The sequence below is a fragment of the Streptomyces sp. NPDC029044 genome, assembly GCF_040637495.1.
In the GTDB taxonomy this organism is placed as follows: domain Bacteria; phylum Actinomycetota; class Actinomycetes; order Streptomycetales; family Streptomycetaceae; genus Streptomyces.
Genome location: NZ_JBEZWN010000061.1, coordinates 1 through 24,848 on the forward strand (window position 1 = coordinate 1; position 24,848 = coordinate 24,848).

Sequence of the window (24,848 nt, forward strand, 5' to 3'; positions counted from 1 at the left end):
GCGTCGATGTCGTCGCCGTCGTCGCTGCTGCACTGGACCCGCCGCATGATCGAGATCCGCAAGCAGAACCCGGCCTTCGGACTCGGCTCGTACACGGAGCTGCCGTCGACGAACCCGGCGGTGCTGGCGTTCCTCCGTGAATACGAGGACGACCTGGTGCTGTGCGTGAACAACTTCTCGCGTTTCGCACAGCCCACGGAGCTGGACCTGAGCGCCTTCGAGGGGCGGCACCCGGTGGAGCTGTTCGGCGGGGTCCGCTTCCCCGCCATCGGCGAGCTGCCGTACCTGCTGACCCTCGGAGGGCACGGGTTCTACTGGTTCAGGCTCCGCAAGGAGACCATGTGAGGCCTGAAAAGGCCTGTTGAGGCCTGATCCGCGGGGCGGGCGGCAAACCCCCGCGGCGGGGCGTTTCCTCCGCCCCGCCCGGGGCACGCATGAGTAACACCCCGCCCGCCCGCGTGAGCCGGAGGGGCGCCGTCCGGAGCCGGCCGCAGGCGCCGGAGGCGCACCGAGAATGGGTGAAAGGACGCGACGCCATGTCGGAAGCCGTCACACGCACCGTCACCACCCCGCCCGGCCTCCTTGTCTCCCTCGATCCGCTGCTGCGGGAATGGCTGCCGCGGCAGCGCTGGTTCGCGGGCAAGGGACGGCCGGTCACCGGGTTCACGCTCGTCGAGGCCACCGAGCTCCTTCCGGCCACGTCCAAGCTGGGCCTGTACCACCTGCTCGTCCGCGCCCATCAGCCCGTCGTGCCGTCCCACGGGGCCCCCGGTCACCCGGGCGACTGCTACCAGCTGCTGATAGGCGTGCGCGAGGCGCTGCCGCCTCGGCTGGCGCCCGCGCTGATCGGACACGTGCCGACGGGACCGCTGGCCGGCCGGACGGTCTACGACGCCCTGCACGACACCAGGCCCGCGGAGCTGCTCCTGGAGGCACTGCGCACCCGGGCCCGCATCGGCAGGCTGCGCTTCGACCGGGACCCCGGCCACGACATCCGCTCGGGTCTGGTGCCGCGCGTGGTGACCGCCGAGCAGTCCAACTCGTCGGTCGTCTACGGAGATACGTTCATCCTGAAGCTGCTTCGGCGGATCGTGCCCGGGGTCAATCCCGATCTGGAACTGCCGCTGGCCCTGGCCCGCGAGGGCTGCCCCCGGGTGCCCGCGCCGACGGCCTGGATGGTCGCGGACATCGCCCCGACGGCGGACCCGGTCGTCCCGGCGGGCCCGGTGGGCCTCGCCGGCCAGCCGTACGTCCTGGGCGTGCTCCAGCCGTTCCTCCAGGGCGCCTCCGACGGCTGGGAACTGGCGCTGCGCGAGCTGGCCAAGGGCGAGGACTTCAGCGCCGAGGCGCGGGCTCTCGGCCGGGCCACCGCCGAGGTGCACACCGCGCTGGCCCGGGCGTTGCCGACGGTCACGCTCGGTCACATGCAGCTCCAGCTGATGGTCGACGGCATGATCGAGCGGCTGGACGCGGCCGTCCAGGCGGTACCCGCGCTGCGGCCGTACGCCGGCGGGCTGCGGTCCGCGTTCACGGCGCTGGGCGACCTGGCCGCCGAGGGCCGCACCTGGACCGCGCAGCGGGTGCACGGCGACCTGCACCTCGGCCAGTGCCTGCGCTCGCCGTCCGGCGCGTGGTGGCTGATCGACTTCGAGGGCGAGCCGGCCCGGCCGCTGGCCGAGCGGCGCATGCCGCAACCGGCCGTGCGGGACGTCGCCGGGATGCTGCGGTCCTTCGACTACGCGGCCCGCTCGGCCGATCCGCCCCAGGCGGAGTGGGCCGAGACCTGCCGCGCCGCGTACTGCTCCGGCTACGCGGAGGCCTCCGGCCGCGATCCGCGCACCGACCCGGTGCTGCTGCGGGCCTACGAGACGGACAAGGCGATCTACGAGGTGGTGTACGAGGCCCGGCACCGCCCCGACTGGCTGCCGGTGCCCCTGGCCGCCATAGACCGGCTCGCCTCGACCGGCCACCTGACCTGACCGACCACCCCTCGTCCTGGAGGCTCCGCCCGTGACCCCCCGCCCTGAGTCCAGCGGTTCGCGTCCCAAGGGGACCGCCGGGGAGAAGATCCCCGAGCAGCCCACGGCCGCCCAGCAGAAGAGCGCCGCGAAGAAGACGGCGGTGCCCAAACAGGCAGCGGCGAAGAAGGCGGCCCCCGCGAAGGCGACCGCCAAGAAGGCCGCCGCCGGCAAGACCACCGTCGGCAAGACGGTGGCCAAGAAGGCGGCGACGAAGAAGGCCGCAGCCGAGAACACGACGGCCGAGCAGCCGGCGGCCGGGACGGCGGCGGCGAAGAAGACCGCCGCGAAGAAGACAGCCGCCGGGAAGCCGGCCGCCAAGAAGGCCACGACGGTCAAGGCGACGGCGGCCAGGACCACTGCCGTGAAGGCCGCGGCTTCCAAGTCCACGGCCGGGGAAGCCGTCGCCGGCAAGGCGGCCGCGAAGTCCCCTGCGGCGAAGAACACCGCGAAGAAGGCCCCGGCCAAGAAGGCCACCACCGCCGAGAGCGCCGCTGCCACGGCCACCCCTGCCGAGGCCGTCGCGAAGAAGGCCGCCCCCGCCCAGGCCACCGCAAGGAAGGCCGCCGCGAAGAAGACCGCTCCCGCCACGGGCACGGTCGCCAAGAGCGGCGCGAAGAAGACCACCGCCGGCAAGGCCGTCGCGAAGAAGAGCGCGGCCAAGAAGACCCCCGCCCGGAAGGCCCCTGCTCGGAAGGCTCCTGCCCGGAAGGCTCCCGCCGGACGGGCCCCCGCCCTGGAGGCCGCTTCCGCGCAGGTCGTCCCGCCGGAGATGGAGGTCGCCGTATCGCCCGCCGTCGACGCGGCGGACCGGGAGCGGCTGCTCGGCGGCACGCACCACGACCCGCACTCCGTGCTCGGCGCGCATCCGGTGCCGGGTGGCATCGCCTTCCGGGCGTTCCGGCCGTACGCCCTGTCGGTGACCGTCGTCGCCGGGGAGCTGCGGGCCGAACTGCACGACGACGGGGAGGGGTTCTTCTCCGGCCTGCTGCCGCTGCGGGAGGTCCCCGCGTACCGGCTGATCGTGGAGTACGAGGGGACGGTCCTGGAGACCGAGGACGCGTACCGCTTCCTGCCCACGCTGGGCGACCTCGACCTGCACCTGATCGGCGAGGGCCGGCACGAGGAGCTGTGGACGGCGCTGGGTGCGCACCCGATGACCCACGAGGGCGTGACCGGCACCCGGTTCGCGGTGTGGGCGCCGAACGCGCGCGGTGTGCGCGTGGCCGGCACCTTCAACTTCTGGGACGGCACTGGGCACGTCATGCGGTCGCTGGGCTCGTCCGGGGTGTGGGAACTGTTCCTGCCGGACATCGGCGAGGGCGAGCTGTACAAGTTCGAGATCACCCGCCCCGACGGCTCGAAGACCCTGCGCGCCGACCCGCTGGCCCGCCGCACCGAGGTGCCGCCGGCGACCTCCTCGGTGATCACGTCCTCGGCGTACGAGTGGGGCGACGCCGAGTGGCTCGCGCGGCGCGCCGACGCCCCGGCGCACGAGGCGCCGTTCTCGGTGTACGAGGTGCATCTGGCGTCCTGGCGCCCCGGGCTGACATACCGTCAACTGGCGGAGCAGCTGCCGGGGTACGTGAAGAACCTGGGGTTCACGCACGTGGAGCTGATGCCGGTCGCGGAGCATCCCTTCGGCGGCTCCTGGGGCTACCAGGTGACCGGCTTCTACGCGCCCACGGCCCGGCTGGGCACGCCGGACGACTTCCGGTACCTGGTCGACAGGCTGCACCAGGCCGGCATCGGCGTCCTCATGGACTGGGTGCCGGCGCACTTCCCGCGTGACGCGTGGGCGCTGGCCGAGTTCGACGGCCGGCCGCTGTACGAGCACGAGGATCCGCTGCGGGCCGCGCACCCCGACTGGGGCACCCTGGAGTTCGACTTCGGGCGCAACGAGGTGCGCAACTTCCTCGTCGCCAACGCCGTGTACTGGTGCGAGGAGTTCCACATCGACGGGCTGCGTGTGGACGCCGTCGCCTCGATGCTCTACCTCGACTACTCGCGCGAGCCGGGCCAGTGGACGCCCAACGAGCACGGCGGCCGGGAGAACCTCGACGCGGTGGCGTTCCTCCAGGAGATGAACGCGACCGTGTACCGCAGGGTGCCCGGCGTGGTCACCATCGCCGAGGAGTCCACCGCCTGGGACGGCGTCACCCGGGCCACCCACCACAAGGGCCCGAGCGGCTTCGGCGGGCTGGGGTTCGGGCTGAAGTGGAACATGGGCTGGATGCACGACTCGTTGCAGTACATGAGCCACGAGCCGGTGCACCGCAAGTACCACCACGGGGAGATGACCTTCTCGATGGTGTACGCGTACAGCGAGAACTACGTGCTGCCGATCTCCCACGACGAGGTCGTGCACGGCAAGCGCTCCCTGGTGTCGAAGATGCCCGGCGACTGGTGGCAGCAGCGCGCCGGGGTACGGGCCTACCTCGGCTTCATGTGGGCCCACCCGGGCAAGCAACTGCTGTTCATGGGACAGGAGTTCGCGCAGGGCGCCGAGTGGTCCGAGGCACACGGCCCCGACTGGTGGCTGCTGGACCCGGGCTACGGGGCGGAGCCCGACCACCGGGGCGTGCGTGACCTGGTCCGCGACCTCAACACCGTCTACCGGGCGACCCCGGCACTGTGGCGCCTGGACACGGACCCGGCCGGTTTCGAGTGGATCGTCGGGGACGCCGCCGACGACAACGTCCTCGCGTTCCTGCGGCTGGACCCGGAGGGCGTCCCGGTGCTGGCGGTGTCCAACTTCGCGCCGGTCACCCGCCAGGACTACCGCCTGGGCGTCCCCGAGGACGTGCCCGCCTGGCACGAGGCCGTCAACACCGACGCGGCCCGCTACGGCGGCAGCGACGTCACCCACCCCGACCCGGTCAAACCGGAACCCCAGCCCTGGCACGGCCGTCCGGCGAGCATCCGACTGACGCTGCCACCGCTGGCGACCGTGTGGCTGCGGCCGGCGTAGAGAGCCGGGGAAGAGACAGGGCGTTGACGGGAGCGGCTCACACCGCCGTTCCCGTCAGCGTGTGCGCGAGGTGGTCGGCGAGGGGGCACAGCCAGTCGCTGCGTGCGTTGCCGAGCAGGTGGTCGCCGTGCGGGACCGACAGATGGGTGCCGTGGGGTGCCAGGCGGGCCAGCGGCTCGCCGTTCGTCACGCCGGGGATGACGTCCTGGCCGCCGTCGACGACGAGCAGGGGGGCCGTGATGCGCGGTGCCAGCCCGGCGAGGTCCACGGTACGGGCGAAGGCCCGGGCGGGTCCGGCGCCTCCGGCGCGCCGGGTCATGATGTCCCGCACGGGCGGGGGCAGTTCGGCCCAGTCGAGACGGAAGGGGCCGCTGACGGTGGCGACGGCCGCCACACGCGGTTCCAGGGCCGCGGTCCGCGCGGCGTGGTAGCCGCCCAGGCTGAGGCCGACGAGGCCGGCGCGTGGGACGCCGAGGGCGTCGACGACACGGCCGACCACCTGCTCGTAGTGGGGCGTGAGGGTGGTCGTGGCCGCGAGGACTCCCTGTCCGGGGCCGTCCATCGCGAACACCGCCAGTCCTCTGGCCAGCAGCGCCGAGGCCAGGTCGAGGAACTCCTCCTTGGCCGAGTCCAGGCCGGGCACCACGATCACCGTGCCGCGGGCGTCGGCGGGGCCGCGCAGCCAGCCGGTGAAGCCCTCACCGCTGACCCGCCGCGCCTCGGGCTCCAGCACGCTCAGCGCCCGGCCCAGGGCCCGGTCCGCCTCGGCGGCGGCCCGGTCCGCCTCCGCGTACGGCGCGAGAGTGGCGAGGTGGAACCACCGGGCGGCCATCAGGAGGTGTTCGCCCGCGGACCGGGCCGATCCGGCCTGCTCGGCGCGCGCGACGCAGGCGTGTCCGGTGCGGAGGAAGGAGGGGCCCCAGTCGGCCAGGGAGGTGAGGCCGTCGGTGACCCGCCGGTATGCGTGGGGGTCGACGCCCGCGCCGGTGGCGCGGGTCCACTGGGCGGCGGCGAACTCTGGGGCGTTCATCGGGTTCCTCCCGTCAGCAGGACGGCCTTGCCGCGTATCCGGCGCTCGCGCAGGTCGATCAGTGTGCCGGCGGCGTCCGTCCAGTCGGCGATCCGGCCGATCTCCGGGTGCAGCCGCTCCTGCTCCACCAGGCGCACGAGCGTCGCGAGGTCGGGCCCGTAAGGGGCGCCGGCGTAGTGGAAGTGCTGGAGGGTCACCCTCTCGGGCCCGCCGAGGAGCTCGAAGAAGTCGAGGGTCGCCGGGGTGCGGCTCGCCTGGCCGAACCAGACGGCCAGCCCGCCCGGGCGGGTCTTGAACAGGGCCACGGGCAGATCCCGTCCGCCGGTGGACTCCAGCACGACGTCGAACGGTCCTCGGGCCGCCGCCACCTCGTGCACGACGTCGGCGCCCAGCTCCGCGAGGCGTTCACCGCGCTGCGGCGTGGCCGTCACCGCGGTCAGCTCGGCTCCGGACCCGACGGCCAGTTCGGTGACGTAGTGGCCGACCCCGCCCGAGGCGCCGGTCAGCAGCACCCGGGTACCGACCAGGGGACCGGCCGTGCGCAGCAGGCGCAGGGCGGTGATGCCGGCGAGGGGCAGGGCCGCGGCCCGGACGACGTCGACGCCGTCCGGGAGCGGTGCGAGGGAGTGCGTGGGCACCGCCGCGTACTCGGCCCAGCCGCCGTACGCCGGGTGTCCGGCCACACGGGTCCCGATGGCGGGGCCCGAGCCGTCGGCCGCCGCCTGCACGACGAGTCCGGCGATGTCCTTGCCGGGCAGCAGCCCCGGGCGGGGGTGTTCGAGGAGGAACGTCTCGCCCCGGTTCGGTGCGAACGCCTCGACCTTGACCAGTGCCTCGTCCGGCTCCGGGACGGGCGGGGGGACCTCGGCGAAAGCGACCGGGCGGGCCGTCTCCCCCGTGGGAATCAGTCTTCGCATGCCGACATGCAACCCGCCCGGCCGGCGAGCGATCCAACAACGGACGAGCAGGACCGACAACTTTCGGTTGTCACCTAGGGTGGTAGGCCATGGATCTCGACATGGCGCAGGTCAGGGCCTTCGTACGCGCCGCCGAGGAGCTCCACTTCGGGCGGGCGGCCGGCACGCTCGGCCTCTCCCAGCAGGCGCTGTCCAAGCGGATCGCGCGGCTCGAATCGCTCCTCGGCACCGCGTTGTTCGAGCGCGGAGGCAAGGCGGTCGGCCTCACGGAAGCGGGGCGGCGCTTCCTCGCGCCGGCCCGGCATGCGCTGGCCTCGGCCGAGTCGGCGGTCGCGGCCGCGGTCGGACCGGATCGCCCCCTGCGGCTCGACGTCTGGGGACACCTCTACGCGCCGCTGCGGACGGTGGCCCAGGTCGCCGGAGACGCCGGGGAGCTGACGCTCGGGCACGGACGCGATCTGCCGTCGGTGACGGCGTCCCTGCTGCGCGGCGACATCGACGCGGCCTTCGGCCGGGTCCACCCACCCCTGCACACCGGGCTGACCCACCGCCTGGTCCGCCTGGAGCCGGTGGACGCCGTGCTCAGCGAGAACCATCCGCTCGCGGCCGAACCAGCGCTGCGGCCGGACCAGTTGGGGGACAGCGTGCTGTGGGCGCCCGGCGCCCTGGACCGGCTCGACTTCCTCCACCGGTTCGCCCACCGGTTCGGCGTCCCCACGACGGCCACGACGCTCAACCTGGGCCTCGTCCCCTTCCTCTCCGAAGTGGCGGAGGACCCGCGACGCTTCTCGCTGCTGCCGGCCGACGTGCCGCTGCCGGACGTGCCGGGCCTGCGTTCGGTCCCCTTGGCCGACCCCACGCCGCTCTACGCCTGGTCCCTGCTGTGGCGCACCGGCAGCGGGCACCCGGGGCTGAGGACCCTCACCGCCGCCTTCGCCGCGCAAGCGGGGCGGCGCCGATGGCTGGAGTACGACCCGGCAGGCGACTGGCTGCCCGAGCCGCCCGTGAACCCGCGTGCCGGCAGGGCGGGTTGAGCCCATGCGCTGTGACAGGCCTGTGACCGGAGGAGTGGCCTCCGCCACAGCCCGGCCGGTCCGGCCCTGGTGGGGTGGCCGCATGGATGCCATTCGGTTCACCTCGCCGGGCCTGTCGTGCTGATGGGCTTCGGAGTCTCGACGGCCTGTGCCGTCGGCGCGCTCGTCGCGGGGGCCGGGGTCGTCGCGATGGCGCTGCCCGGGCGGCCCGAGCCGTGGCCGGCGCATCTGCTGCGCCGGGCCGCGGCGACGGCGGCGTGGGCGGCCGCGGCCGTGTACTCCCTGGGGTTGTTCACCGTGCTGATGTCGGAGCAGGCGTTCGGCGACGGCGCGGACTCGATTCCGGCCCCGGCCTGCCGCGACGGCTTCGACGAGGCCACGCGGGACGGGCTTTCCCATCACCGGTCCTCCTACCTGCCGCTGCGCTTCGACTGCGTCCGCCACGACGGCTCCGTCTATTCCAGCGATGCGAGCTACGGGTGGATGAACGGGGCGAGCGCCTCCCTCGCCCTGTCCGCCGCCCTGTTCGCCATCGGCGCGGGCTACGCGACCGAACTGCGCGCCCGCAAGGCGGCCGTGACGCCATGACGCTGCTTGCCGTCTTCACCGGGCTGGTGGTCGGATGGGTCGCGCTCCGCGGGCTGCTGGCGCATCCGCTGCTGCCGCTGTGGGTGCGGACGTCGACCTTCTGGACGGTGCCGCTCACCGCGGTCACCTGGGCGTTCATCATGGTGGCGGACGATCCCGTCCTGTTCCCGGAAACCGCCCCCTGTCCCAGGGAGCCGTACCTGGAAGGCGTCCTCGGGAGCGGGAAGGTGTGGGGGGTCTCCACTCCGTTCCCACCGCGTGCCTACTGCGAATGGGAGGACGGCACCGTCTACGAGCTCACGCCCGGGGCGGAGTTCCTGTTCTGGGTGTTCTTCGCCATGACGGTCGTACCGCTCGCCACGGGGCTGTGGCACGCACTGCGGGATCCGGAGTCGCTCCTGCGGTAGGCGGCCCCGCACCCGGGCGGATGCGGGGCCGCTCCATCACTCGAAGGCCTCCGCCAGGGCCTCCGCCAGGGCCTGCGGCAGGGGCCCGGTGTGCAGGACGCCCAGCCGCTGGGTGGCCCGGGTCAGGGCCACGTACAGGTCACTGGTGCCGTAGCGGCCGGGCTCGACCACGAGGACGGAGTCGAACTCCAGGCCCTTGGCCTGGCGCGGGTCGAGCAGGACGACCGTCCGGGTGAGGTCGGGTTCGGCGCCCGCCGTGACGCCGTCCAGCCGTGCCGCGAGGGAGCGGTGCAGGTCGCGCGGGGCGATCACCGCGAGCCGGCCCTCGGCGGGGGTGAGCTCGCCGACCGCCTTGGCCACGGCACCGGGCAGGTCGTCGGTGGCGCGGGCCCAGGGGCGCACGCCCGTGGAGCGGACCGAGCTGGGCGGTTCGAACCCCGGCTGCTCGGCGCGGACCACGGCCGCCGCGACGTCCATGATCTCGGCCGGAGTGCGGTAGTTGACGCCCAGCCGGGTGTGCTCCCAGCGGTCCTCGACGAACGGGTTGAGGATGCCCGACCAGGAGCCGACCCCGGCCGCCTCCGCGGTTTGGGCCGGGTCCCCGACCAGCGTCATCGAGCGGGTCGGGCTGCGCCGCATCAGCAGCCGCCACGCCATCGGCGACAGCTCCTGCGCCTCGTCGACGATGATGTGCCCGAACGCCCAGGTGCGGTCGGCGGCGGCACGCTCGGCGGCGCTGCGGTGGTCGTCCTCCTCGTGCCGCTCGGCGAAGCGCTCGGCGTCGATGATGTCGTGCGCGGACAGCACCTCGGAGCTCTCGGGGTCGTCCTCCTCCTTGTCCTCGAACTCGTAGGTCCGGGACGCGTAGGACACGTCCAGCACGCCCTGCGCGTAGGCGATCTGCCGCTGCCGCTCGCGCTCGGCGCGGTTACGGGCGAGCCGGTCGTCGTCGCCGAGGAGTTCGGCGGCCTCGTCGAGCAGCGGCACGTCCGCGACCGTCCAGCGCCGGGTCACCGGGCGGCGTACGGCGTCGGCGTCCTCGGCGGGCAGGAACTCCCCCGGCGCGGCGAGGAAGTCCGCGACGAGCCGCTGCGGGGTCAGCAGCGGCCACAGCCGGTCGACGGCCGACCACACCTCCGGGTTCTCGGCGAGGTCGTCGCGGATCTGGGTGATGTCGCTGGGGTCGAGCAGGCTGGACCCGTCGAAGGGGTCGGTGCCGATCCGCTCGGCGTACAGGTCGGTGAGGGCGTTGAGGATGTGGCCCTCGAAGTGCTCGCGGGCGGCGTTGTGCGGCAGCTGGGCGGCGCGGGTGCGTTCGCGGGCGACGTTGACGAGGCCGTCGTCGAGCATGAGGACCTCGCGGTCGTGCTCGATGGCGATCACCGGGTCCGGCAGCGCCTGCCGGCCGCGCACGACCTCGGCGAGCACGTCGGCCATGCCGGCCCGGCCCTTCACGGCGGCGGCCTCGGGCGTGTCGGTCGCGGTCGCCTTGACGCCCGGGAACAGCTCGCCGACGGTCGCGAGGAGCACACCCGTCTCGCCGAGGGAGGGCAGCACCTCGCCGATGTAGCCGAGGAACGCCGGGTTGGGCCCGACGATCAGTACGGCCCGCTTGGCGAGCAGTTCCCGGTGCTCGTAGAGCAGGTAGGCGGCACGGTGCAGGGCGACGGCGGTCTTGCCGGTGCCCGGGCCGCCCTCCACCACCATGACGCCGCGGTGCGGGGCGCGGATGATGCGGTCCTGATCGGCCTGGATGGTCTGCACGATGTCGCCCATGCGGCCGGTGCGCGCGGAGTTGAGGGCGGCGAGCAGCACGGCGTCGCCGGTGGGGTCCTCGTGGCCGGTGCGGGTCTGGTCGCCGAGGTCGAGGATCTCGTCGTGCAGATGGGTGACCCGGCGGCCGTCGGTGGCGATGTGGCGCCGGCGCCTGAGGCCCATCGGGGTGTGGCCGGTGGCCAGGTAGAAGGGGCGGGCGACATCGGCGCGCCAGTCGATGAGGACGGGGGTGCGTTCGGCGTCGTCGGTGCGCAGGCCGATGCGGCCGATGCGGTGGGTGACGCCGGAGGTGAGGTCGATCCGGCCGAAGCACAGGGAGCCGTCCACCGCGTTCAGCGCGGCGAGCAGCCCGGAGCGCTCGGCCACGAGGATGTCCCGCTCCAGTCTGGCCTGCATGGGGGTGTTCCCCTGCGCGAGCGCGTCCGTGACGGAGGTCTCGGCGTCGCCGCGCAGCGCGTCCACGCGCGCGTACAACCCGTCGATGAATTCCTGTTCCTGTCGCAATTCATCGTCCGGAAATTCGGTGTTTGACAATTCCGCTCCCGCCCGGATATACTGTGCTCACTGAACTTCACCGTGACTTCATTCGACTTGAAGTCACGAACAAACAAATATACGCAAGGAAATCCCCCGAGCGCAATTGCTCGGGGGATTTCCTGTTGTCCGGGCGGGTCGCCTAGAGCACGTCGGCCAGCTCCTCCAGCAGCTTCCGCTTGGCCCGCGCGCCGACCATCGCCTTCACGGGCTCGCCGCCGCGGAACACCATGAACGTCGGCATGGAGAGCACCTTGTAGGCGTTGGTCGTCGTCGGGTTGGCGTCGACGTCGAGCTGCACCACCTTCAGCCGGTCGCCCTCCTCCGCGGCGAGGGCCTTGAGCACCGGGCCCATCTGCCGGCAGGGCGGGCACCAGTCGGCGGTGAACTCCACCAGCACCGGGAGCTGGGCGCCGAGCACCTCCACGTCGAAGTCCGCGTCCGTCACATCGGTCACTCCGGTCAGTCCGGTCGCTCGGGTCACCATGGGTTCCCTCCCAGCTCGCATGCGGGCTCCGGACCGCCCGGAACCTCCGCCTCGGCGGCCAGCTCGGCCCGCGCCTGCTCGGCCCGCTCCAGCTGCCGGGAGACCGTCTCCCTCACGGTGCTCAGCTGGCCGATCAGCGCATCGAGTTCGCCCAGTTTGCGCCGGTAGACCGCGAGCGAGGCCGGGCAGGAGTCGCCCTCGGGGTGCCCGGCGCGCAGGCACTCCACGAAGGGCCGCGTCTCCTCCAGGTCGAACCCGAAGTCCTGGAGCGTCCTGATCTGCCGCAGCAGCCGCAGGTCGCTCTCGTCGTACGTCCGGTATCCGTTGCCGCTGCGCCGCGCGGGCAGCAGCCCCCGCGACTCGTAGTACCGCAGCGTCCGCGTCGTGGTCCCGGCCCGTGCGGCCAGCTCGCCGATTCGCATGCGCTCGAACGTAATCCTTGACCCCGGCGTCAAGGCAACAGCGGTTTCCGCTCCACCGGAGAGGTCAGCACGATCGACGTGGTGGTGCGGCCCAGCGCGGAGACCGCCTCCAGGACGTCCTCCAGATGGGCGGTGTCCCGGACGGCGACCTTGAGGATCCAGCAGTCCTCCCCGACCACGTGGTGCACCTCGGTGATCTCGGGCCGCTCGATCAGCTCCAGGGTTCTGGGGTGCTTCAGGTTGTAGCCGCCGTGCGGGTTGACGCGGATGAACGCCTGGATGCCGTAGCCGAGCCGGGCCGGCACGACATGGGCGCCGTAGCCGCTGATCACGCCCGCCGCCTCCAGCCGCCGCACCCGCTCGGTGACGGCCGCGGGGCTGAGCCGGACCCGGCGGCCCAGCTCGCTGAGCTTGATCCGGCCGTCGGTCTGGAGCAGTTGGAGGATCTGCCGGTCCAGCGCGTCGAAGGCCACCGATGTTTCGTCGGCGGCGGTCCGCAGATGCCGTGGTTCTTTCGGTGCGGCGGCCTGAACTCCCATGGTTCCCCCTTCAGGGCGTGGACGTACGCCGGGAGAATTATGGCCATGGAGAAGGTCCTGGAAGTACTGGTCATCGGCGGCAACCGTTACGTCGGAAAGCGTCTCATCGCAACGTTCCTCGCCGAGGGCCACCGCGTCACCGTGCTGAACCGCGGATCCTCCCCGCCGCCCACCGGCGTGCAGCACCTGCGCGCCGACCGGGACGACGAGCGGCAGCTGACCGACGCGCTCGGCTCGCGGGTCTTCGACGTCGTCGTCGACCAGGTCTGCTACACCCCGCGCCAGGCCGCGATCGCCCGTCGCGTCTTCACCGGGCGCACCCGGCGCTATGTGATGACCTCCACGGTCGAGGTGTACGAGTACGAGGACTCCGACTCCCTGGTCCGGGAAGAGGCCGTCGACCCGTCCACCGTCCCGGTCGACGCCGGGCTGCCCTGGAACGATCCCGCGTTCCTGGAGGCCCACTACGGGGAGGGCAAGCGGCAGGCGGAGGCGGTCCTCGCGGCCGGGCCGGGGTTCGCGTCCACGGTGGTGCGGGTGGCCCATGTACTGGGCGGGGACGACGACTTCACGGGCCGGCTGGCCCACTATGCGGAGCGGCTACGCACCGGGGAGCCGATCGCCGTGCCGACGGTGAACCGGCCGGCCACGTACGTGTACGTCGAGGAGATCGCCCGCTTCCTGGCCTGGGCGGCGGGCGAGGACTTCACCGGGCCGGTGAACGCCGCCTCCTCCGGGACTCTGAGCACCGAGGAGCTGTGCGCGGCGGTGGCCGCTCATGTCCCGGGCGGCCGGGCCGAGTTCCGGCCCGTGGAGGTCGGCGAGGTCTCGCCGTTCTCCTTCCGCCGCTCCTACGGCATGGACAACGCCCGGGCCGCCCGGCTCGGCTTCACGTTCGGCGAGGCCCGGCAGTGGTTGCCGCGTGCCGTCGCGGAGACGCTCGGGAAGGGCGACTGACGTGCGTCACAGGATTCTTGGCGGGCTGCGGGTGAGTGCGGTCGGGCTGGGCGCGATGCCGCTGTCCATCGAGGGACGACCGGACGAGGAACGTGCCGTGGCCACCGTGCACGCCGCACTCGACGCGGGCGTGACCCTCCTGGACACGGCCGACTCGTACCACCTGCCGGGCGCGGAGCCCGGGCACAACGAACGTCTGGTGGCCCGCGCGCTGGCCGCCTACGGCGGTGACACTTCCTCCGTCCTGGTGGCGACGAAGGGTGGCCGCGGCCGCCCGGCGGGCGGTGACTGGACGGTGAACGGCCACCCCCGGCACCTCAAGGCGGCCGCCGAGGCGTCGCGCAAGCGGCTGGGCGTGGAGGCGATCGGCCTCTACCAGTTGCACAAGCCCGACCCCGCCGTGCCCTTCGAGGAGTCGGTCGGCGCGCTGCGCGAGCTGCTCGACGCGGGCACGATCCGGCTGGCCGGTGTGTCCAACGCGGACGCGGAGCAGATCCGCCGGGCGTACGAGATCCTCGGCGACCGGCTGGTGTCGGTGCAGAACCGGTACTCCCCGGCCGTCCGGGACAGTGAGCCGGAGCTGCGGCTGTGCGAGGAACTGGGGCTGGCGTTCCTGCCGTGGAGCCCGCTGGGCGGGCTGGCCCGCAGCTCCCTCGACGGTCCGTCGCGCACCGAGGGGGCGGAGCGCTTCGGTGCCTTCCACGCGGTGGCGGCAGAGCGCGGTGTCAGTCCCCAACAAGTCGGGCTGGCCTGGCTGCTGGCCCGGTCCCCGGCGGTTCTCCCCATCCCGGGAGCGAGCCGGCCGCGGACGATCAAAGACTCGGCGGCCGCGGCGGACCTGCTGCTCACCGCGGAGGAGCGGGCCCGGCTGGACGAGGCGGCCGAGCCGGATCGGGCCCCGGCCCCGTACGCCGACGCGGCGAGCTGACCAGTCCCTGGGTCGCTGTAGCGTGCTCGACGAAGGAAAGCGGGCAGCAACAAGCGGGACAGGAGCGGGAATGCCAGGCGGCATACACGGCAGCATGATGAGACCGGCGGACGGGGCGGATGAGCCGCCCGCTGAGGCCGTGAGACCGTGGAAGTCGGTGCGGCGCACCCTCGCGTTGGTGGTTCTCGGGTGGGCGACCGCTGTCGGCACTACCGGCCTCGCGTACCTGACGCTGGGGTCGCAATGGATCCCCATCACAGTCGGGGTGGTGCTGTGCCTGGCGTTCGGCGTGGCGCTGATCTTGCTCCATCAGGCCTTGTGGCTGACGGTCCTGTCTTCGGTGCCGGCGCTCTTCGTCCTCGTCGGGGCCGTGCAGTACGCGCCTGAAGCAGCGCTGGAGTCGCGCGGTGTCCGGGAGAACGTCGTCATCGTGGCCGACAGTGAGGCCGCAACGTCGAGCGGCAATCACCGCTTCACCCTTCGCGCCACGAACGGAAACGAGCTGGAGGAGAAGCTGGGCCACGACGGTGACATGCGGGCTCCCGAGGTGGGCGACCGGCTCGATGTCATTCGTGATCCGAAGGGCGAAGTGCCGATGGAGCAGGCGGATGACGTGGACGCCGCGGGGCGGATGGGTGGCCTGGTCTCCGGCACGGTGGGCTGGACGCTGATCGCGGTTCTGGCCGGCTGGCGTGGCCACGTCCGACGCCGTCGTGGCCTCGGCGAGTCCCTGGGGCTTCGACTCGCTTACTGACGGCGGCTTTCAAGGAGAACCGGAGACGGTCGCTGCCGGCACCGTCCGGCCGCGGCGCACGCCTCGGGCGGGGGGCACGCCCTCCGCGTGGGCCGTGCGACGCACCGGCGCTCCCGGACCCGGGGATGCGTGTGGCGCCTGCCGCCCTTCGGCGCAGGCGCCACTCTCGCAACCGGTGCCCTAGCGGGCCCCGGCCGACGCCGGTTCCTTGTCCTCCTCGGCGGGCTCGTCCACCGGCTTCGCCCTGCCGGGCAGCAGCAGCGCCACCGCCACCGTGCCGACGCCCAGGACCAGGGCCCCGATCAGGCTGGTGTGCGCGACCGCGTCGGAGAAGGCGGACCCCACCGCGTCGGCCATCTGCCGGGCGCCGTCGCCGAGTTGACCGGCCTGCGCGCGCAGCCGCTCCGCCTGCTGCGGATCGCCGGTGTGCGCGGCCTGCTCGGTCAGCTGCCGGGCCTTGTCACCGAGGCCCCGGGCGACGGCGTACCCGGCGCCGACGGAGTCCTGGGCCGTAGACAGGGCGTCGGCGGGGAGCTTGCTGCCGGCCGACGCGTCCGAGAGGTGGCCGGAGTAGGACGTGGCGAGCAGAGAGCCGAGGATGGCGATGCCCAGCGAGCCGCCGAGCTCCAGCGACGTGTCGTTCACCGCGCCGCCGACGCCCAGCTCCGACTCCGGGAACGCCCCCATGATCGCGTCCGTGCAGGGCGACAGGGCGAGCCCGATCGAGAGGCCGAGGACGACCAGGGGCGCGACGAAGTCGCCGTACGACGAACCGGAGCCGACCTGGGTGAGCAGCGCCAGGGCCGCCGTGCCGCCGACCATGCCGGCCGTGACGGTCCACTTCATGCCGACCCGGGGCGTGAGGAGCCCGGTGAGGGCCGCCCCCACGAACACGGCGCCCGCCAGCGGCAGCATGCGCACGCCGGTGTCCAGGGCGTCGTAGCCGAGGACGAACTGGAGGTGCTGCGTCAGGTAGTAGAAGGCGCCGAAGACCGACAGGAAGAACAGGGCGACGGCGAGGTTGGAGCCGGCGAAGCCGCGGTCGGTGAAACGGCGGACGTCGAGCAGCGGGCGAGGGTGGCGCAGCTCCCAGAGGATGAAGGTGACGAGCCCGGCTCCGGCGACGACCGCCGCCGTGACGGCCTTGACGCCCCAGCCGAAGTGGGGCCCTTCGATGATCATGTAGACCAGCGCGGCGATCCACACCACCGAGAGCAGTCCGCCGCCGTAGTCGATGCGCCCGCGCTCCGCGGCCTTGGACGGCGGTACGAGGACGAGGGCGCCGACGAGGCCCAGGAGTGCGAGGGGGACGTTGATGAGGAACGTCGAGGACCAGCCGTGGTTGGCCAGCAGCGCCCCGGCGACCAGCGGCCCGGCCGCGATGGCGAGCCCGGCCGTGGCGGTCCACAGGGTGATGGCCTTGGCGCGTTCGGCGCGCGGGAAGGTCGCGGCGAGCAGGGACAGCGTGGCGGGCATGATCATCGCGGCGCCGGCGCCCATCACGGCCCGGGCGGCGATGACCGTCGTCGCGCTGTCGGCCAGGTAGCCGAAGACGGAACCTCCCGCGAAGACGACCAGCCCGAGGACGAGCGCACCCCGGCGGCTGTACTTGTCGCCTGTCGCGCCGAGCAGCAGCATCAGCGCGGCGTAGGGGACGGTGTAGCCGTCGATCACCCACTGGAGGTCGGCGCTGGTCAGGCCGAGGTCCTCGGTCATGTCGGGCGCGGCGACGGTGAGGGCGGTGTTGGCCATCACGATGATCAGCAGGCTGAGGCAGAGCACGAGGAGCGCCCACCAGCGGCGTGCGTAGGGGCGGTCCATCCTCTCGGCCGGTTCGTTCATGACGAGTCGCATGGCAGGGGTTGCCTTCCTCGCTGTTTTGCACATGGGTGTGCATTTACACAACGCTGTGCAATCTACGCCGTTGCACAGCACTGTGCAAGTCGATGAGGGAGGGGGCACAATGACGACCATGACCACGGGAACCAGCCGCGCCGACGCCAACCGCCGCCGCATCCTCGACGTCGCCCTCGCCGAGCTGCTGCGTGACCCCGACGCGTCCATGGACCAGATCGCCCGCGCCGCGGGCGTCGTACGGCGGACGGTCTACGGGCACTTCCCTAGCCGCGAGGCGCTGATCAGCACACTCGTCGACGAGGCGGTGGAGGCGCTGTCGGCCGCGCACGCGGCGGGCCGTGCGGGCGTGCGGGATCCGGCGGAGGCGGTGGCGCGCTCGGTGCTGGCGGTGTGGGAGCTCGCCGACCGCTACCGGCTGCTGATCGCGCTCGCCCAGCGCACGGTGACCATGCAGGGCATCCGGGAGCGCCTCGCCCCCGTCCGGGAGGCCGCCACGGGGGTCCTGAGGAACGGCCTCGACCAGGGCGTCTTCAGCTCACCGCTGCCCGCGCCGGCCCTGGCGTACGTACAGGAGCAGATGCTGGTCGCGCTGATGGAGGCGGTGAACGACGGACTGGTGGCAGCGCGAGAGGCGGGCCGCTGCGCCGCGGTCACCATCCTGACCGCGGCGGGCGTGCCCGCCTCTGAGGCCACCGAGCTGGTGGCGAAGCTGAACGACTGAACTTCTCCAAGACCGATGGGTCTTCTCGAAGAGCGATTGATCTTCTGTACCGATGGACCGGGCGGCTGAGCGACGGGGGGACACCCAGCCGCCCGGATTCTGGGGGGGCGGCGCGGCCGTCAGGCCTTCGCCAGCTCCTTCTCGCCGCCCTGCTCGGGCACCTCGACGTGGTCGTCGGCCGGACCGCCGTGGCCGTCGTCGAGCAGCGTCTTCTCGTCGAAGGGCAGCTGACCGGCGAGGACCTGGTTGACCCGCTCCTTGTCGACCTCCTTCGTCCAGGTGCCGATCAGCACGGTGGCCACGGCGTTGCCGGCGAAGTTGGTCAGGGCGCGGGCCTCGCTCATGAAGCGGTCGATGCCGACGATGAGGCCGATGCCGTCCACCAGGGCGGGCTTGTGCGACTGAAGACCACCGGCCAGGGTCGCGAGGCCGGCACCGGTGACACCGGCGGCGCCCTTGGAGGCGACCAGCAGGAAGAGCAGCAGCGGGATCTGCTCGCCGATGGACATCGGCGTGCCCATGGCGTCGGCGATGAACAGCGAGGCCATGGTCATGTAGATCATGGTGCCGTCGAGGTTGAAGGAGTAGCCGGTCGGGACGGTGATGCCGACCACCGGCTTGCTGACGCCCAGGTGCTCCATCTTCGCGATGAGCCGCGGCAGCGCGGACTCGGAGGAGGAGGTGGACAGGATCAGCAGGAACTCGCGGCCCAGGTACTTGAACAGCGTGAGGATGTTCAGGCCGGAGATCACGCGCAGCAGGACGCCGAGCACGATGAAGACGAAGAGGAAGCAGGTGACGTAGAAGCCGAGCATCAGCACGGCGAGACTCTTGAGCGCGTCCACGCCGGCGGAACCGGTGACGGCGGCGATGGCGCCGAAGGCACCGATCGGGGCGGCCCACATCACCATGGCGAGGATGCGGAAGACGAGCCGCTGGATGTGCTCGATGCCGCGCAGGATGGGCTGGCCGGCCGAGCCCATGCCCTGGAGCGCGAAGCCCGCGAGAAGGGCGATCAGCAGGGTCTGGAGGACCGACTCGTTGGTGAAGGCCGAGACGATCGTGGTCGGGATGATGCCGAGCAGGAACTCCGTGGTGTCCTTGGCCTCGGCGTCGACCTGAGCGTGACCGGCGTCCTTGATCGCGTCGGTCACCGCGAGGCCGGTGCCCGGCTCCAGGATGTTGCCGACGACCAGGCCGATGCCCAGCGCGACCAGCGACATCACGGTGAAGTAGACCAGGGCGATACCGCCGACGGCACCGACCTTGGCGGCCTTCCGTACCGAGCCGATGCCCAGCACGATCGTGCAGAAGATGATCGGCGAGATCATCATCTTGATCAGGTTCACGAACCCGGTGCCGATCGGCTTCAGCCCGACAGCGAAGTCCGGCGCGGCCAGGCCCACCGCGATACCGGCGGCGACCGCGATGATCACCGCGATGTAGAGATAGTGCGTGCGGTCCCGCTTGGCCTTGGGTGCGGCAGGTGCCGTATCGGCTGCGCTGGTCACGGCGGCCCTCCTTGACGACGTCGTCGGCATCACCGGCGTGCGGCTCACGTCCGGGGGAAAGGGAGCGGGGAGCTCCCGGAGATGCGTTATGGGGAATGCCGTGACTATGTCCTGCTCTGTGAGCGCGGTCACCCTTCCGTTCATTTAGTTCACAATCAGCCACGAGGCAGACTGACGGCATGCGTCTCTCCGTCCCCGGTCCCCGCAGTCTGGCGGGCCAGCTCTTCGCCATGCAGGCCGTCCTGATAGCGGTCGTCGTGGCCGGATACGCGCTGTTCTCCTACGTCAGCGACCGCAGCCAGGCCGAGGAGGCCGCGACGCGCCAGGCCAGGGCGGTGGCTCGGTCCGTCGCGGACTCCCCGTCCGTGCTGGCGGCGACCCGCACCGCGGATCCGTCGGCGGAGCTCCAGCCGTACGCGCTGAAGGTGATGCGGGACACCGAGGTCGACTTCATCACGATCATGGATCCGCGGGGCATCCGCTGGACGCACCCCGACCCGCAGCAGATCGGCCAGACCTTCCAGGGCCACACCGAGAAGGCGCTGCGCGGCGAGACGTTCACCGAGACCTACACGGGCACGCTCGGCCCGTCCGTCCGCGCGGTCACCCCGATCCAGGACGGCCCGCGGGTGGTCGGCCTGGTCAGCGCGGGCATCCGGGTCGAGGAGATCACCCAGCGGGTGCAGGACCAGCTGACGGCCCTGCTCGGCGTCGCGGCCGGCGCGCTGGTGCTGGGCGCGGTCGGCACGTACGTCATCAACGCCCGGCTGCGCCGCCACACCCACGGCATGAACGCCGCCGAGCTGAGCCGGATGCACGACTACCACCAGGCCGCCCTGCACGCCGTACGCGAGGGGCTGCTGATGCTGGACGGGCAGTACCGTGTGGCGCTGATCAACGACGGAGGGCGTGAATTGCTCGGCGTGGCCGGGGACGTGGTGGGCAGGTCGGTGGCGGAGCTGGGGCTGCCGGCGCCGCTGACGGGTGCGCTGCTGGCGTCGGAGCCGCGGGTGGACGAAGTGCATCTGACGGCGTCCCGGGTGCTGGTGATCAACACCTCACCGGTGTCGGGCGGCGAGCGGCGCGGTACGGTCGTCACGCTGCGCGATGTCACCGAACTCCAGTCGCTGATGGGCGAGTTGGACTCCGAGCGGGGATTCACCCAGGCGCTGCGCTCACAGGCGCACGAGGCGGCGAACCGGCTGCACACGGTCGTCTCGCTGATCGAGCTGGGCCGGGCGGAGGAAGCGGTGGAGTTCGCGACGGCCGAGCTGGAGCTGGCGCAGGCCCTGACGGACCAGGTCGTGGCGGCGGTGAGCGAGCCGGTGCTGGCGGCGCTGCTGCTGGGCAAGACGGCCCAGGCGAACGAGCGGGGCGTGGAGCTGATGGTCTCGGAGGAGAGCAGCCTGGACGACGGCCTGCTGCCCGAGTCGCTGCCGGCGCGGGACCTGGTGACGATCCTCGGCAACCTGATCGACAACGCCGTGGACGCGGCGCAGGGCAGCGTAGGGGCCCGGGTGACGGTGGCGGCGTACACCCGGGCCTCCGACGACATCCCGGAGCTGGTGCTGCGGGTCTCCGACACGGGCCCGGGCGTGGACCCCGAGCACGCCGAGGCGGTCTTCCAGCGCGGCTTCTCGACGAAGCCGGCGGGCCCGGGCGGCCGGGGCCTCGGACTGGCGCTGGTACGGCAGACGAGCCAGCGGCACGGGGGCTCCCTGACGGTGGCGGAGGCCGACGGGGGCGGGGCGGAGTTCGAGGTACGGCTTCCGCTGCGGGATCCCGGGACGGCGGCCGATGGCGTGCCCTTCGGGGTTGCGGCGGCCAGAGGCGCTGGAGGCGACGCATGACGAGCAGCGAGAAGGCCATCCGCGTCCTGGTGGTGGAGGACGACCCGGTCGCCGCCGACGCCCACGTCCTGTACGTCAGCCGGGTGCCCGGCTTCGTGGCCGTGGGCAAGGCGCACACGGGCGCGGAGGCGCGGCGGGCCCTGGAGCGCACGCAGGTGGACCTGCTCCTGCTCGATCTGCACCTGCCGGACGTGCACGGGCTGCACCTGGCCCGGTCGCTGCGGGCGGCCGGTCACCACGCGGACGTGATAGCGGTGACGTCGGCGCGCGATCTGGCCGTCGTCCGCGAGGGCGTCTCGCTCGGGGTCGTGCAGTACGTCCTGAAGCCCTTCACCTTCGCGACCCTGCGCGACCGCCTCGTGCGCTACGCCGAGTTCCACGCGGCGGTCGGCGAGGCGAGCGGCCAGGACGAGGTGGACCGGGCGCTCGCGGCCCTGCGCGCACCGGGCCCGGCCGCACTGCCCAAGGGCCTGAGCGCGCCGACGCTGGAGCGGGTGACGATCGCCCTGCGCGACAGTGCGGAGGGCCTCACGGCCGCCGGAGTCGCGGAGTCCGTGGGCATCTCCCGCATCACGGCCCGGCGTTACCTGGAGCACCTGGTCGACGCGGGCCGCGCCGCACGCCGCCCGCAGTACGGCACGGTGGGGCGCCCGGAGTTGCAGTACCGCTGGGTCACGGGCCAGTGACGGCCCATCAGCCATGAGGTCGTGCCCGTGCGCCCCACCGCGGTCAAGGGCTGCCCGGTGCCGCGCCACGGGACCCGGGCCGAGGGTTGAAGGGTGGTTTCCCCACGGGACCCGGGCCGGGGGTCGAAGGGTAGTTCGCCCACGGGACCCGGGCCGAGGGTCGAAGGGTGGTTTCCCAACGGGACCCGGGCCGAAGGTCGAAGGGTAGTTCTGCCCACGGGACCCGGGCCGAGGGTCGAAGGGTAGTTCCCCCCACGGGCCCCAGACCGGGGGTCGAAGGGGGGGGTCCCCCACGGGAACCGGGCCGGGGTTCAGTCCGCCGTGTCCTGCGGCAGCACACCCGCGCGGAACGGCTCGACTCCCTCCAGCCGCCGCACCCGCGTCGGCTCGATCAGCAGCATCACCCGGCGCTCTCCCGGCAGCAGCCACGGATAGCGGTCCTCGCCGAGGTACTTCCGGGCCAGCCGGTCCATCGACCGCTCCGCTGCCTCCCCCTCCACGAACCGCACGACCGTCCCCCGGATCTCGGCGCGGTCATAGGGGTTCGCGGGGTCGTGGTGCGACAGCGAAACGTACGGATTGCGCCGCAGGTTCTCCTCCTTCACCCGCCCCATCGAGGTGTTGACCATGACGTACTCCCCTTCGATGTCCGCCCACATGGGCGACACCTGAGGCGCCCCGTCCGCCCCCACCGTCGCGAGATGCCAGAAGTTCGGCGCGAGAAGACGCTCGCGCATATGCCCGTTGAGCTTGCCGTTCATGTGCCCCACCGCCTTTCCGGGCCCGCTGTCGCCGGACCCGGCGCCATCCTCGCTGCGGTTCCGCCCCGTCCGGAAGGCGATCTTCAGCCCCGGTCGAACCCGTCGGTAGCCGTAGCTTCCTACAATCCGTGATCCTGGCCGAACAGACCGTAGTCAGCCCACCGTCGCCGCCCTAGCTTGTGGCCCGTGCGCCGACCTTCAGCCCGCCCCAGCCACTCCCCTCCCTCTTCCCCGGCCCCGTCCGCCCCCGCGGCCCCGCCCTTCAACGCCCCCGTCGCCCGCCGCCTGCGCGCCGCCCTCGGGATGGCACCCGAGCACGTCGCCCACGGCATGCGCGTCTCGTACGGACATCCCCACATCACCCCGGACCACGTGATGGCCTGGGAACGCGGGGCCGCCGCCCCGACCAACTCCGAACTCACCGCACTGGCGGGCGTGCTGTGGTGCTCGCCCGCCGACCTCATCGGCAGACCCCGCACCCTGCGCGAACACCGCATCGCCCGCTGCCTCGCCCCGGAGGACGTGGCCCGGGCCGTGGGGCACGACGTGCAGGCGTACCTGCGCATGGAGGAGACCGACACCTGGCGCGGCACGGACCGCCAGTCCGCCGCCCTCGCCGATCTGCTCGGGCTCGGCCTGCCCGACTTCGTCACCGTCACCGGCCGGAACGCCAAGCTCGGCGACCTCCTGCGCAGCGCCGCCACCACCCGCTGGCAGGCCTACGTCCGCCCGGTGTCCAGACTCGTGCCCCTGGACCGGCGGTTCCTGGAAGAGGCCCTCCAGGGCCTGCACGAGGACTACCAGGGGCACATGGCCGCGACCCTGAGCTGGGGCGGCGGCAGCGGTGACGCGGGCGGCGCCGGCCAGGACTTCCTCGACCGGATCGTGGAGCACTTCTGGACGAAGCTCCAGGACGACACCGGCCTGGAGGCCGGCGGCTAGAAGACCGACTCCGCCTCGTCCATCCGGTCCTTCGGCACCGTCTTCAGCTCGGTCACGGCCTCCGCCAGCGGGACCATCACGATGTCCGTCCCGCGCAGGGCGGTCATCCGGCCGAACCGTCCCTCGTGCGCGGCCTCCACCGCGTGCCAGCCGAACCGCGTGGCGAGCACCCGGTCGTAGGCGGTCGGCACGCCGCCGCGCTGGATGTGGCCGAGGATGACCGGCTTGGCCTCCTTGCCGAGACGCCGCTCCAGCTCGTGGGCGAGGGCGGCGCCGATGCCCTGGAAGCGCTCGTGGCCGAACTTGTCTATGGCGCCCTTGCCGTAGTCCATGGTGCCTTCGGCGGGGTGGGCGCCCTCGGCGACGCAGACCACCGCGAACTTCTTGCCGCGGGAGAACCGCTCCTCGACCATCTTCACGAGGTCGGCGGGGTCGAAGGCCCGTTCCGGCAGGCAGATGCCGTGCGCACCGGCCGCCATGCCGGACTCCAGGGCGATCCAGCCGGCGTGCCGGCCCATGACCTCCACGACCATCACCCGCTGGTGGGACTCGGCGGTGGTCTTCAGCCGGTCCATCGCCTCGGTGGCGACGCCCACCGCGGTGTCGAAGCCGAAGGTGCGGTCCGTGGAGGAGATGTCGTTGTCGATCGTCTTCGGGACACCCACGACGGGCAGGCCCGCGTCGCTCAGCATGCGCGCGGCCGTCAGCGTGCCCTCGCCGCCGATCGGGATCAGCGCGTCGATGCCGAACTCGTGGATCATGTCGGAGGCGTTCTCGCAGGCCTCGCGGAGCCGGTCGCGCTCCAGGCGGGACGACCCGAGGATGGTGCCGCCGCGGGCGAGGATGCCGCTGACGGACTCCAGGTCGAGGTTGCGGTAGCGGCCGTCGAGCAGGCCCGCGTAGCCGTCCTCGAAACCGATGACCTCGTCTCCGTAGTTGTCGACCGCCCGGTGCACGACCGACCGGATCACGGCGTTCAGGCCGGGGCAGTCGCCGCCTGCGGTGAGAACTCCGATACGCATCGTGCTGTGTCTCCTGCTCGCTGTTGACACCGGTGAGCCACTGCCGATTGTTTCACGCTCCACAGCCCGGTGCGGCACCCGACTCTGATGGGCGCCTTATATACCGGCAGAGGTATTGTCAAGAGGGTTCTGCTCA

General features: G+C 72.4%; 23 protein-coding genes. 13 read left to right on the forward strand and 10 right to left on the reverse strand.

The window, feature by feature from the left end:
• The 3 genes from AB0E85_RS32310 to glgB form a co-directional block, all read left to right on the forward strand.
• A partial coding sequence (locus AB0E85_RS32310; RefSeq protein WP_361934731.1) for an alpha-glucosidase C-terminal domain-containing protein occupies positions 1-345 on the forward strand: 345 nt, incomplete at its 5' end.
• 191 nt (positions 346-536) lie between these two features.
• On the forward strand, positions 537-1,979 hold the full coding sequence (locus AB0E85_RS32315) for a maltokinase (RefSeq protein WP_361934734.1): 1,443 nt from the start codon (positions 537-539) through the stop codon (positions 1,977-1,979).
• A gap of 31 nt (positions 1,980-2,010) precedes the next feature.
• Positions 2,011-4,989: a 1,4-alpha-glucan branching enzyme gene (gene glgB / locus AB0E85_RS32320; RefSeq protein ID WP_361934736.1), complete on the forward strand. Its 2,979-nt coding sequence runs from the start codon at positions 2,011-2,013 to the stop codon at positions 4,987-4,989.
• Between the two features lie 37 nt (positions 4,990-5,026).
• Here the strand turns inward: glgB and AB0E85_RS32325 are convergent, their stop codons facing one another.
• Together AB0E85_RS32325 and AB0E85_RS32330 are read right to left on the reverse strand one after the other, a co-directional pair.
• On the reverse strand, positions 5,027-6,019 hold the full coding sequence (locus AB0E85_RS32325; RefSeq protein ID WP_361934739.1) for an alpha/beta fold hydrolase: 993 nt from the start codon (positions 6,017-6,019) through the stop codon (positions 5,027-5,029).
• Positions 6,016-6,936 (reverse strand): zinc-binding dehydrogenase, encoded by a 921-nt coding sequence (locus AB0E85_RS32330; protein WP_361934741.1) that lies wholly within the window; start codon positions 6,934-6,936, stop codon positions 6,016-6,018. Before AB0E85_RS32330 ends, AB0E85_RS32325 begins: the two co-directional genes overlap by 4 nt.
• A gap of 89 nt (positions 6,937-7,025) precedes the next feature.
• On the opposite strand from AB0E85_RS32330, the gene AB0E85_RS32335 reads away from it, so the two are divergent.
• The 3 genes from AB0E85_RS32335 to AB0E85_RS32345 all read left to right on the forward strand — a co-directional run bounded on the left by AB0E85_RS32335 (position 7,026) and on the right by AB0E85_RS32345 (position 8,965).
• Positions 7,026-7,970, forward strand: coding sequence for a LysR family transcriptional regulator (locus tag AB0E85_RS32335; protein WP_361934744.1), 945 nt, complete (start codon positions 7,026-7,028; stop codon positions 7,968-7,970).
• A 123-nt stretch (positions 7,971-8,093) separates the two neighbouring features.
• The gene (locus AB0E85_RS32340; protein WP_361934747.1) at positions 8,094-8,558 is read left to right on the forward strand and encodes a hypothetical protein; all 465 of its coding nucleotides are present in this window, start codon (positions 8,094-8,096) and stop codon (positions 8,556-8,558) included.
• Positions 8,555-8,965, forward strand: a complete 411-nt coding sequence (locus tag AB0E85_RS32345) for a hypothetical protein (RefSeq protein ID WP_361934750.1) — start codon at positions 8,555-8,557, stop codon at positions 8,963-8,965. The genes AB0E85_RS32340 and AB0E85_RS32345 overlap by 4 nt, the downstream gene beginning before the upstream one ends.
• A 36-nt stretch (positions 8,966-9,001) precedes the next feature.
• On the opposite strand, the gene AB0E85_RS32350 is transcribed toward AB0E85_RS32345, so the two are convergent.
• From AB0E85_RS32350 to AB0E85_RS32365, 4 genes are all read right to left on the reverse strand, one after another.
• A complete protein-coding gene (locus AB0E85_RS32350; protein ID WP_361934752.1) occupies positions 9,002-11,245 on the reverse strand; it encodes an ATP-dependent DNA helicase in 2,244 nt (747 codons plus the stop codon).
• 172 nt (positions 11,246-11,417) lie between these two features.
• The gene (locus AB0E85_RS32355) at positions 11,418-11,762 is read right to left on the reverse strand and encodes a thioredoxin domain-containing protein (protein ID WP_361934754.1); all 345 of its coding nucleotides are present in this window, start codon (positions 11,760-11,762) and stop codon (positions 11,418-11,420) included.
• Positions 11,756-12,184, reverse strand: coding sequence for a MerR family transcriptional regulator (locus AB0E85_RS32360; RefSeq protein WP_361934756.1), 429 nt, complete (start codon positions 12,182-12,184; stop codon positions 11,756-11,758). Before AB0E85_RS32360 ends, AB0E85_RS32355 begins: the two co-directional genes overlap by 7 nt.
• Positions 12,185-12,213: 29 nt before the next feature.
• The gene (locus AB0E85_RS32365; RefSeq protein WP_361934759.1) at positions 12,214-12,723 is read right to left on the reverse strand and encodes an Lrp/AsnC family transcriptional regulator; all 510 of its coding nucleotides are present in this window, start codon (positions 12,721-12,723) and stop codon (positions 12,214-12,216) included.
• A 45-nt stretch (positions 12,724-12,768) separates the two neighbouring features.
• Here AB0E85_RS32365 and AB0E85_RS32370 point away from each other — a divergent pair, with 45 nt between their 5' ends.
• The 3 genes from AB0E85_RS32370 (at position 12,769) to AB0E85_RS32380 (ending at position 15,362) form a co-directional block, all read left to right on the forward strand.
• Positions 12,769-13,680, forward strand: a complete 912-nt coding sequence (locus tag AB0E85_RS32370; RefSeq protein WP_361934761.1) for an NAD-dependent epimerase/dehydratase family protein — start codon at positions 12,769-12,771, stop codon at positions 13,678-13,680.
• Between the two features lies 1 nt (position 13,681).
• The gene (locus AB0E85_RS32375; protein ID WP_361934763.1) at positions 13,682-14,608 is read left to right on the forward strand and encodes an aldo/keto reductase; all 927 of its coding nucleotides are present in this window, start codon (positions 13,682-13,684) and stop codon (positions 14,606-14,608) included.
• A 157-nt stretch (positions 14,609-14,765) separates the two neighbouring features.
• Positions 14,766-15,362 (forward strand): hypothetical protein, encoded by a 597-nt coding sequence (locus AB0E85_RS32380; protein ID WP_361934766.1) that lies wholly within the window; start codon positions 14,766-14,768, stop codon positions 15,360-15,362.
• A gap of 180 nt (positions 15,363-15,542) precedes the next feature.
• Here AB0E85_RS32380 and AB0E85_RS32385 read toward each other — a convergent pair whose 3' ends face one another.
• Positions 15,543-17,216, reverse strand: coding sequence for an MFS transporter (locus AB0E85_RS32385; RefSeq protein ID WP_361934768.1), 1,674 nt, complete (start codon positions 17,214-17,216; stop codon positions 15,543-15,545).
• A 109-nt stretch (positions 17,217-17,325) separates the two neighbouring features.
• Here AB0E85_RS32385 and AB0E85_RS32390 point away from each other — a divergent pair, with 109 nt between their 5' ends.
• A complete protein-coding gene (locus AB0E85_RS32390; RefSeq protein ID WP_361934771.1) occupies positions 17,326-17,940 on the forward strand; it encodes a TetR/AcrR family transcriptional regulator in 615 nt (204 codons plus the stop codon).
• 119 nt (positions 17,941-18,059) lie between these two features.
• On the opposite strand, the gene AB0E85_RS32395 is transcribed toward AB0E85_RS32390, so the two are convergent.
• Entirely contained in the window at positions 18,060-19,451 is a 1,392-nt protein-coding gene (locus AB0E85_RS32395) for a cation:dicarboxylase symporter family transporter (protein ID WP_361934774.1), read from the reverse strand.
• A 179-nt stretch (positions 19,452-19,630) separates the two neighbouring features.
• Here AB0E85_RS32395 and AB0E85_RS32400 point away from each other — a divergent pair, with 179 nt between their 5' ends.
• Together AB0E85_RS32400 and AB0E85_RS32405 are read left to right on the forward strand one after the other, a co-directional pair.
• Positions 19,631-21,301, forward strand: coding sequence for a sensor histidine kinase (locus AB0E85_RS32400; RefSeq protein ID WP_361934777.1), 1,671 nt, complete (start codon positions 19,631-19,633; stop codon positions 21,299-21,301).
• Positions 21,298-21,987 carry a response regulator gene (locus AB0E85_RS32405; protein WP_361934780.1) on the forward strand — a complete coding sequence of 230 codons (690 nt, stop codon included), beginning with the start codon at positions 21,298-21,300 and terminating at the stop codon, positions 21,985-21,987. Before AB0E85_RS32400 ends, AB0E85_RS32405 begins: the two co-directional genes overlap by 4 nt.
• A 311-nt stretch (positions 21,988-22,298) precedes the next feature.
• Here AB0E85_RS32405 and AB0E85_RS32410 read toward each other — a convergent pair whose 3' ends face one another.
• Positions 22,299-22,748: a PPOX class F420-dependent oxidoreductase gene (locus AB0E85_RS32410; RefSeq protein ID WP_361934783.1), complete on the reverse strand. Its 450-nt coding sequence runs from the start codon at positions 22,746-22,748 to the stop codon at positions 22,299-22,301.
• Between the two features lie 177 nt (positions 22,749-22,925).
• Between AB0E85_RS32410 and AB0E85_RS32415 the strand changes: the two genes are divergently transcribed.
• Positions 22,926-23,690 carry a helix-turn-helix transcriptional regulator gene (locus AB0E85_RS32415; RefSeq protein WP_361934786.1) on the forward strand — a complete coding sequence of 255 codons (765 nt, stop codon included), beginning with the start codon at positions 22,926-22,928 and terminating at the stop codon, positions 23,688-23,690.
• Here the strand turns inward: AB0E85_RS32415 and AB0E85_RS32420 are convergent.
• The gene (locus tag AB0E85_RS32420) at positions 23,687-24,712 is read right to left on the reverse strand and encodes an ATP-dependent 6-phosphofructokinase (RefSeq protein ID WP_361934789.1); all 1,026 of its coding nucleotides are present in this window, start codon (positions 24,710-24,712) and stop codon (positions 23,687-23,689) included. The two genes, AB0E85_RS32415 and AB0E85_RS32420, sit on opposite strands and share 4 nt — an antisense overlap.
• Positions 24,713-24,848: the final 136 nt, after the last annotated feature.

Coding starts and splice junctions, on each gene's coding strand:
- AB0E85_RS32315 (WP_361934734.1), top strand. CDS start 537: ATGTCGGAAGCCGTCACACGCACCGTCACCACCCCGCCCGGCCTCCTT.
- AB0E85_RS32325 (WP_361934739.1), bottom strand. CDS start 6,019: ATGAACGCCCCAGAGTTCGCCGCCGCCCAGTGGACCCGCGCCACCGGC.
- AB0E85_RS32330 (WP_361934741.1), bottom strand. CDS start 6,936: ATGCGAAGACTGATTCCCACGGGGGAGACGGCCCGCCCGGTCGCTTTC.
- AB0E85_RS32335 (WP_361934744.1), top strand. CDS start 7,026: ATGGATCTCGACATGGCGCAGGTCAGGGCCTTCGTACGCGCCGCCGAG.
- AB0E85_RS32340 (WP_361934747.1), top strand. CDS start 8,094: ATGGGCTTCGGAGTCTCGACGGCCTGTGCCGTCGGCGCGCTCGTCGCG.
- AB0E85_RS32345 (WP_361934750.1), top strand. CDS start 8,555: ATGACGCTGCTTGCCGTCTTCACCGGGCTGGTGGTCGGATGGGTCGCG.
- AB0E85_RS32355 (WP_361934754.1), bottom strand. CDS start 11,762: ATGGTGACCCGAGCGACCGGACTGACCGGAGTGACCGATGTGACGGAC.
- AB0E85_RS32360 (WP_361934756.1), bottom strand. CDS start 12,184: ATGCGAATCGGCGAGCTGGCCGCACGGGCCGGGACCACGACGCGGACG.
- AB0E85_RS32365 (WP_361934759.1), bottom strand. CDS start 12,723: ATGGGAGTTCAGGCCGCCGCACCGAAAGAACCACGGCATCTGCGGACC.
- AB0E85_RS32370 (WP_361934761.1), top strand. CDS start 12,769: ATGGAGAAGGTCCTGGAAGTACTGGTCATCGGCGGCAACCGTTACGTC.
- AB0E85_RS32385 (WP_361934768.1), bottom strand. CDS start 17,216: ATGCGACTCGTCATGAACGAACCGGCCGAGAGGATGGACCGCCCCTAC.
- AB0E85_RS32390 (WP_361934771.1), top strand. CDS start 17,326: ATGACGACCATGACCACGGGAACCAGCCGCGCCGACGCCAACCGCCGC.
- AB0E85_RS32400 (WP_361934777.1), top strand. CDS start 19,631: ATGCGTCTCTCCGTCCCCGGTCCCCGCAGTCTGGCGGGCCAGCTCTTC.
- AB0E85_RS32405 (WP_361934780.1), top strand. CDS start 21,298: ATGACGAGCAGCGAGAAGGCCATCCGCGTCCTGGTGGTGGAGGACGAC.
- AB0E85_RS32410 (WP_361934783.1), bottom strand. CDS start 22,748: ATGAACGGCAAGCTCAACGGGCATATGCGCGAGCGTCTTCTCGCGCCG.
- AB0E85_RS32420 (WP_361934789.1), bottom strand. CDS start 24,712: ATGCGTATCGGAGTTCTCACCGCAGGCGGCGACTGCCCCGGCCTGAAC.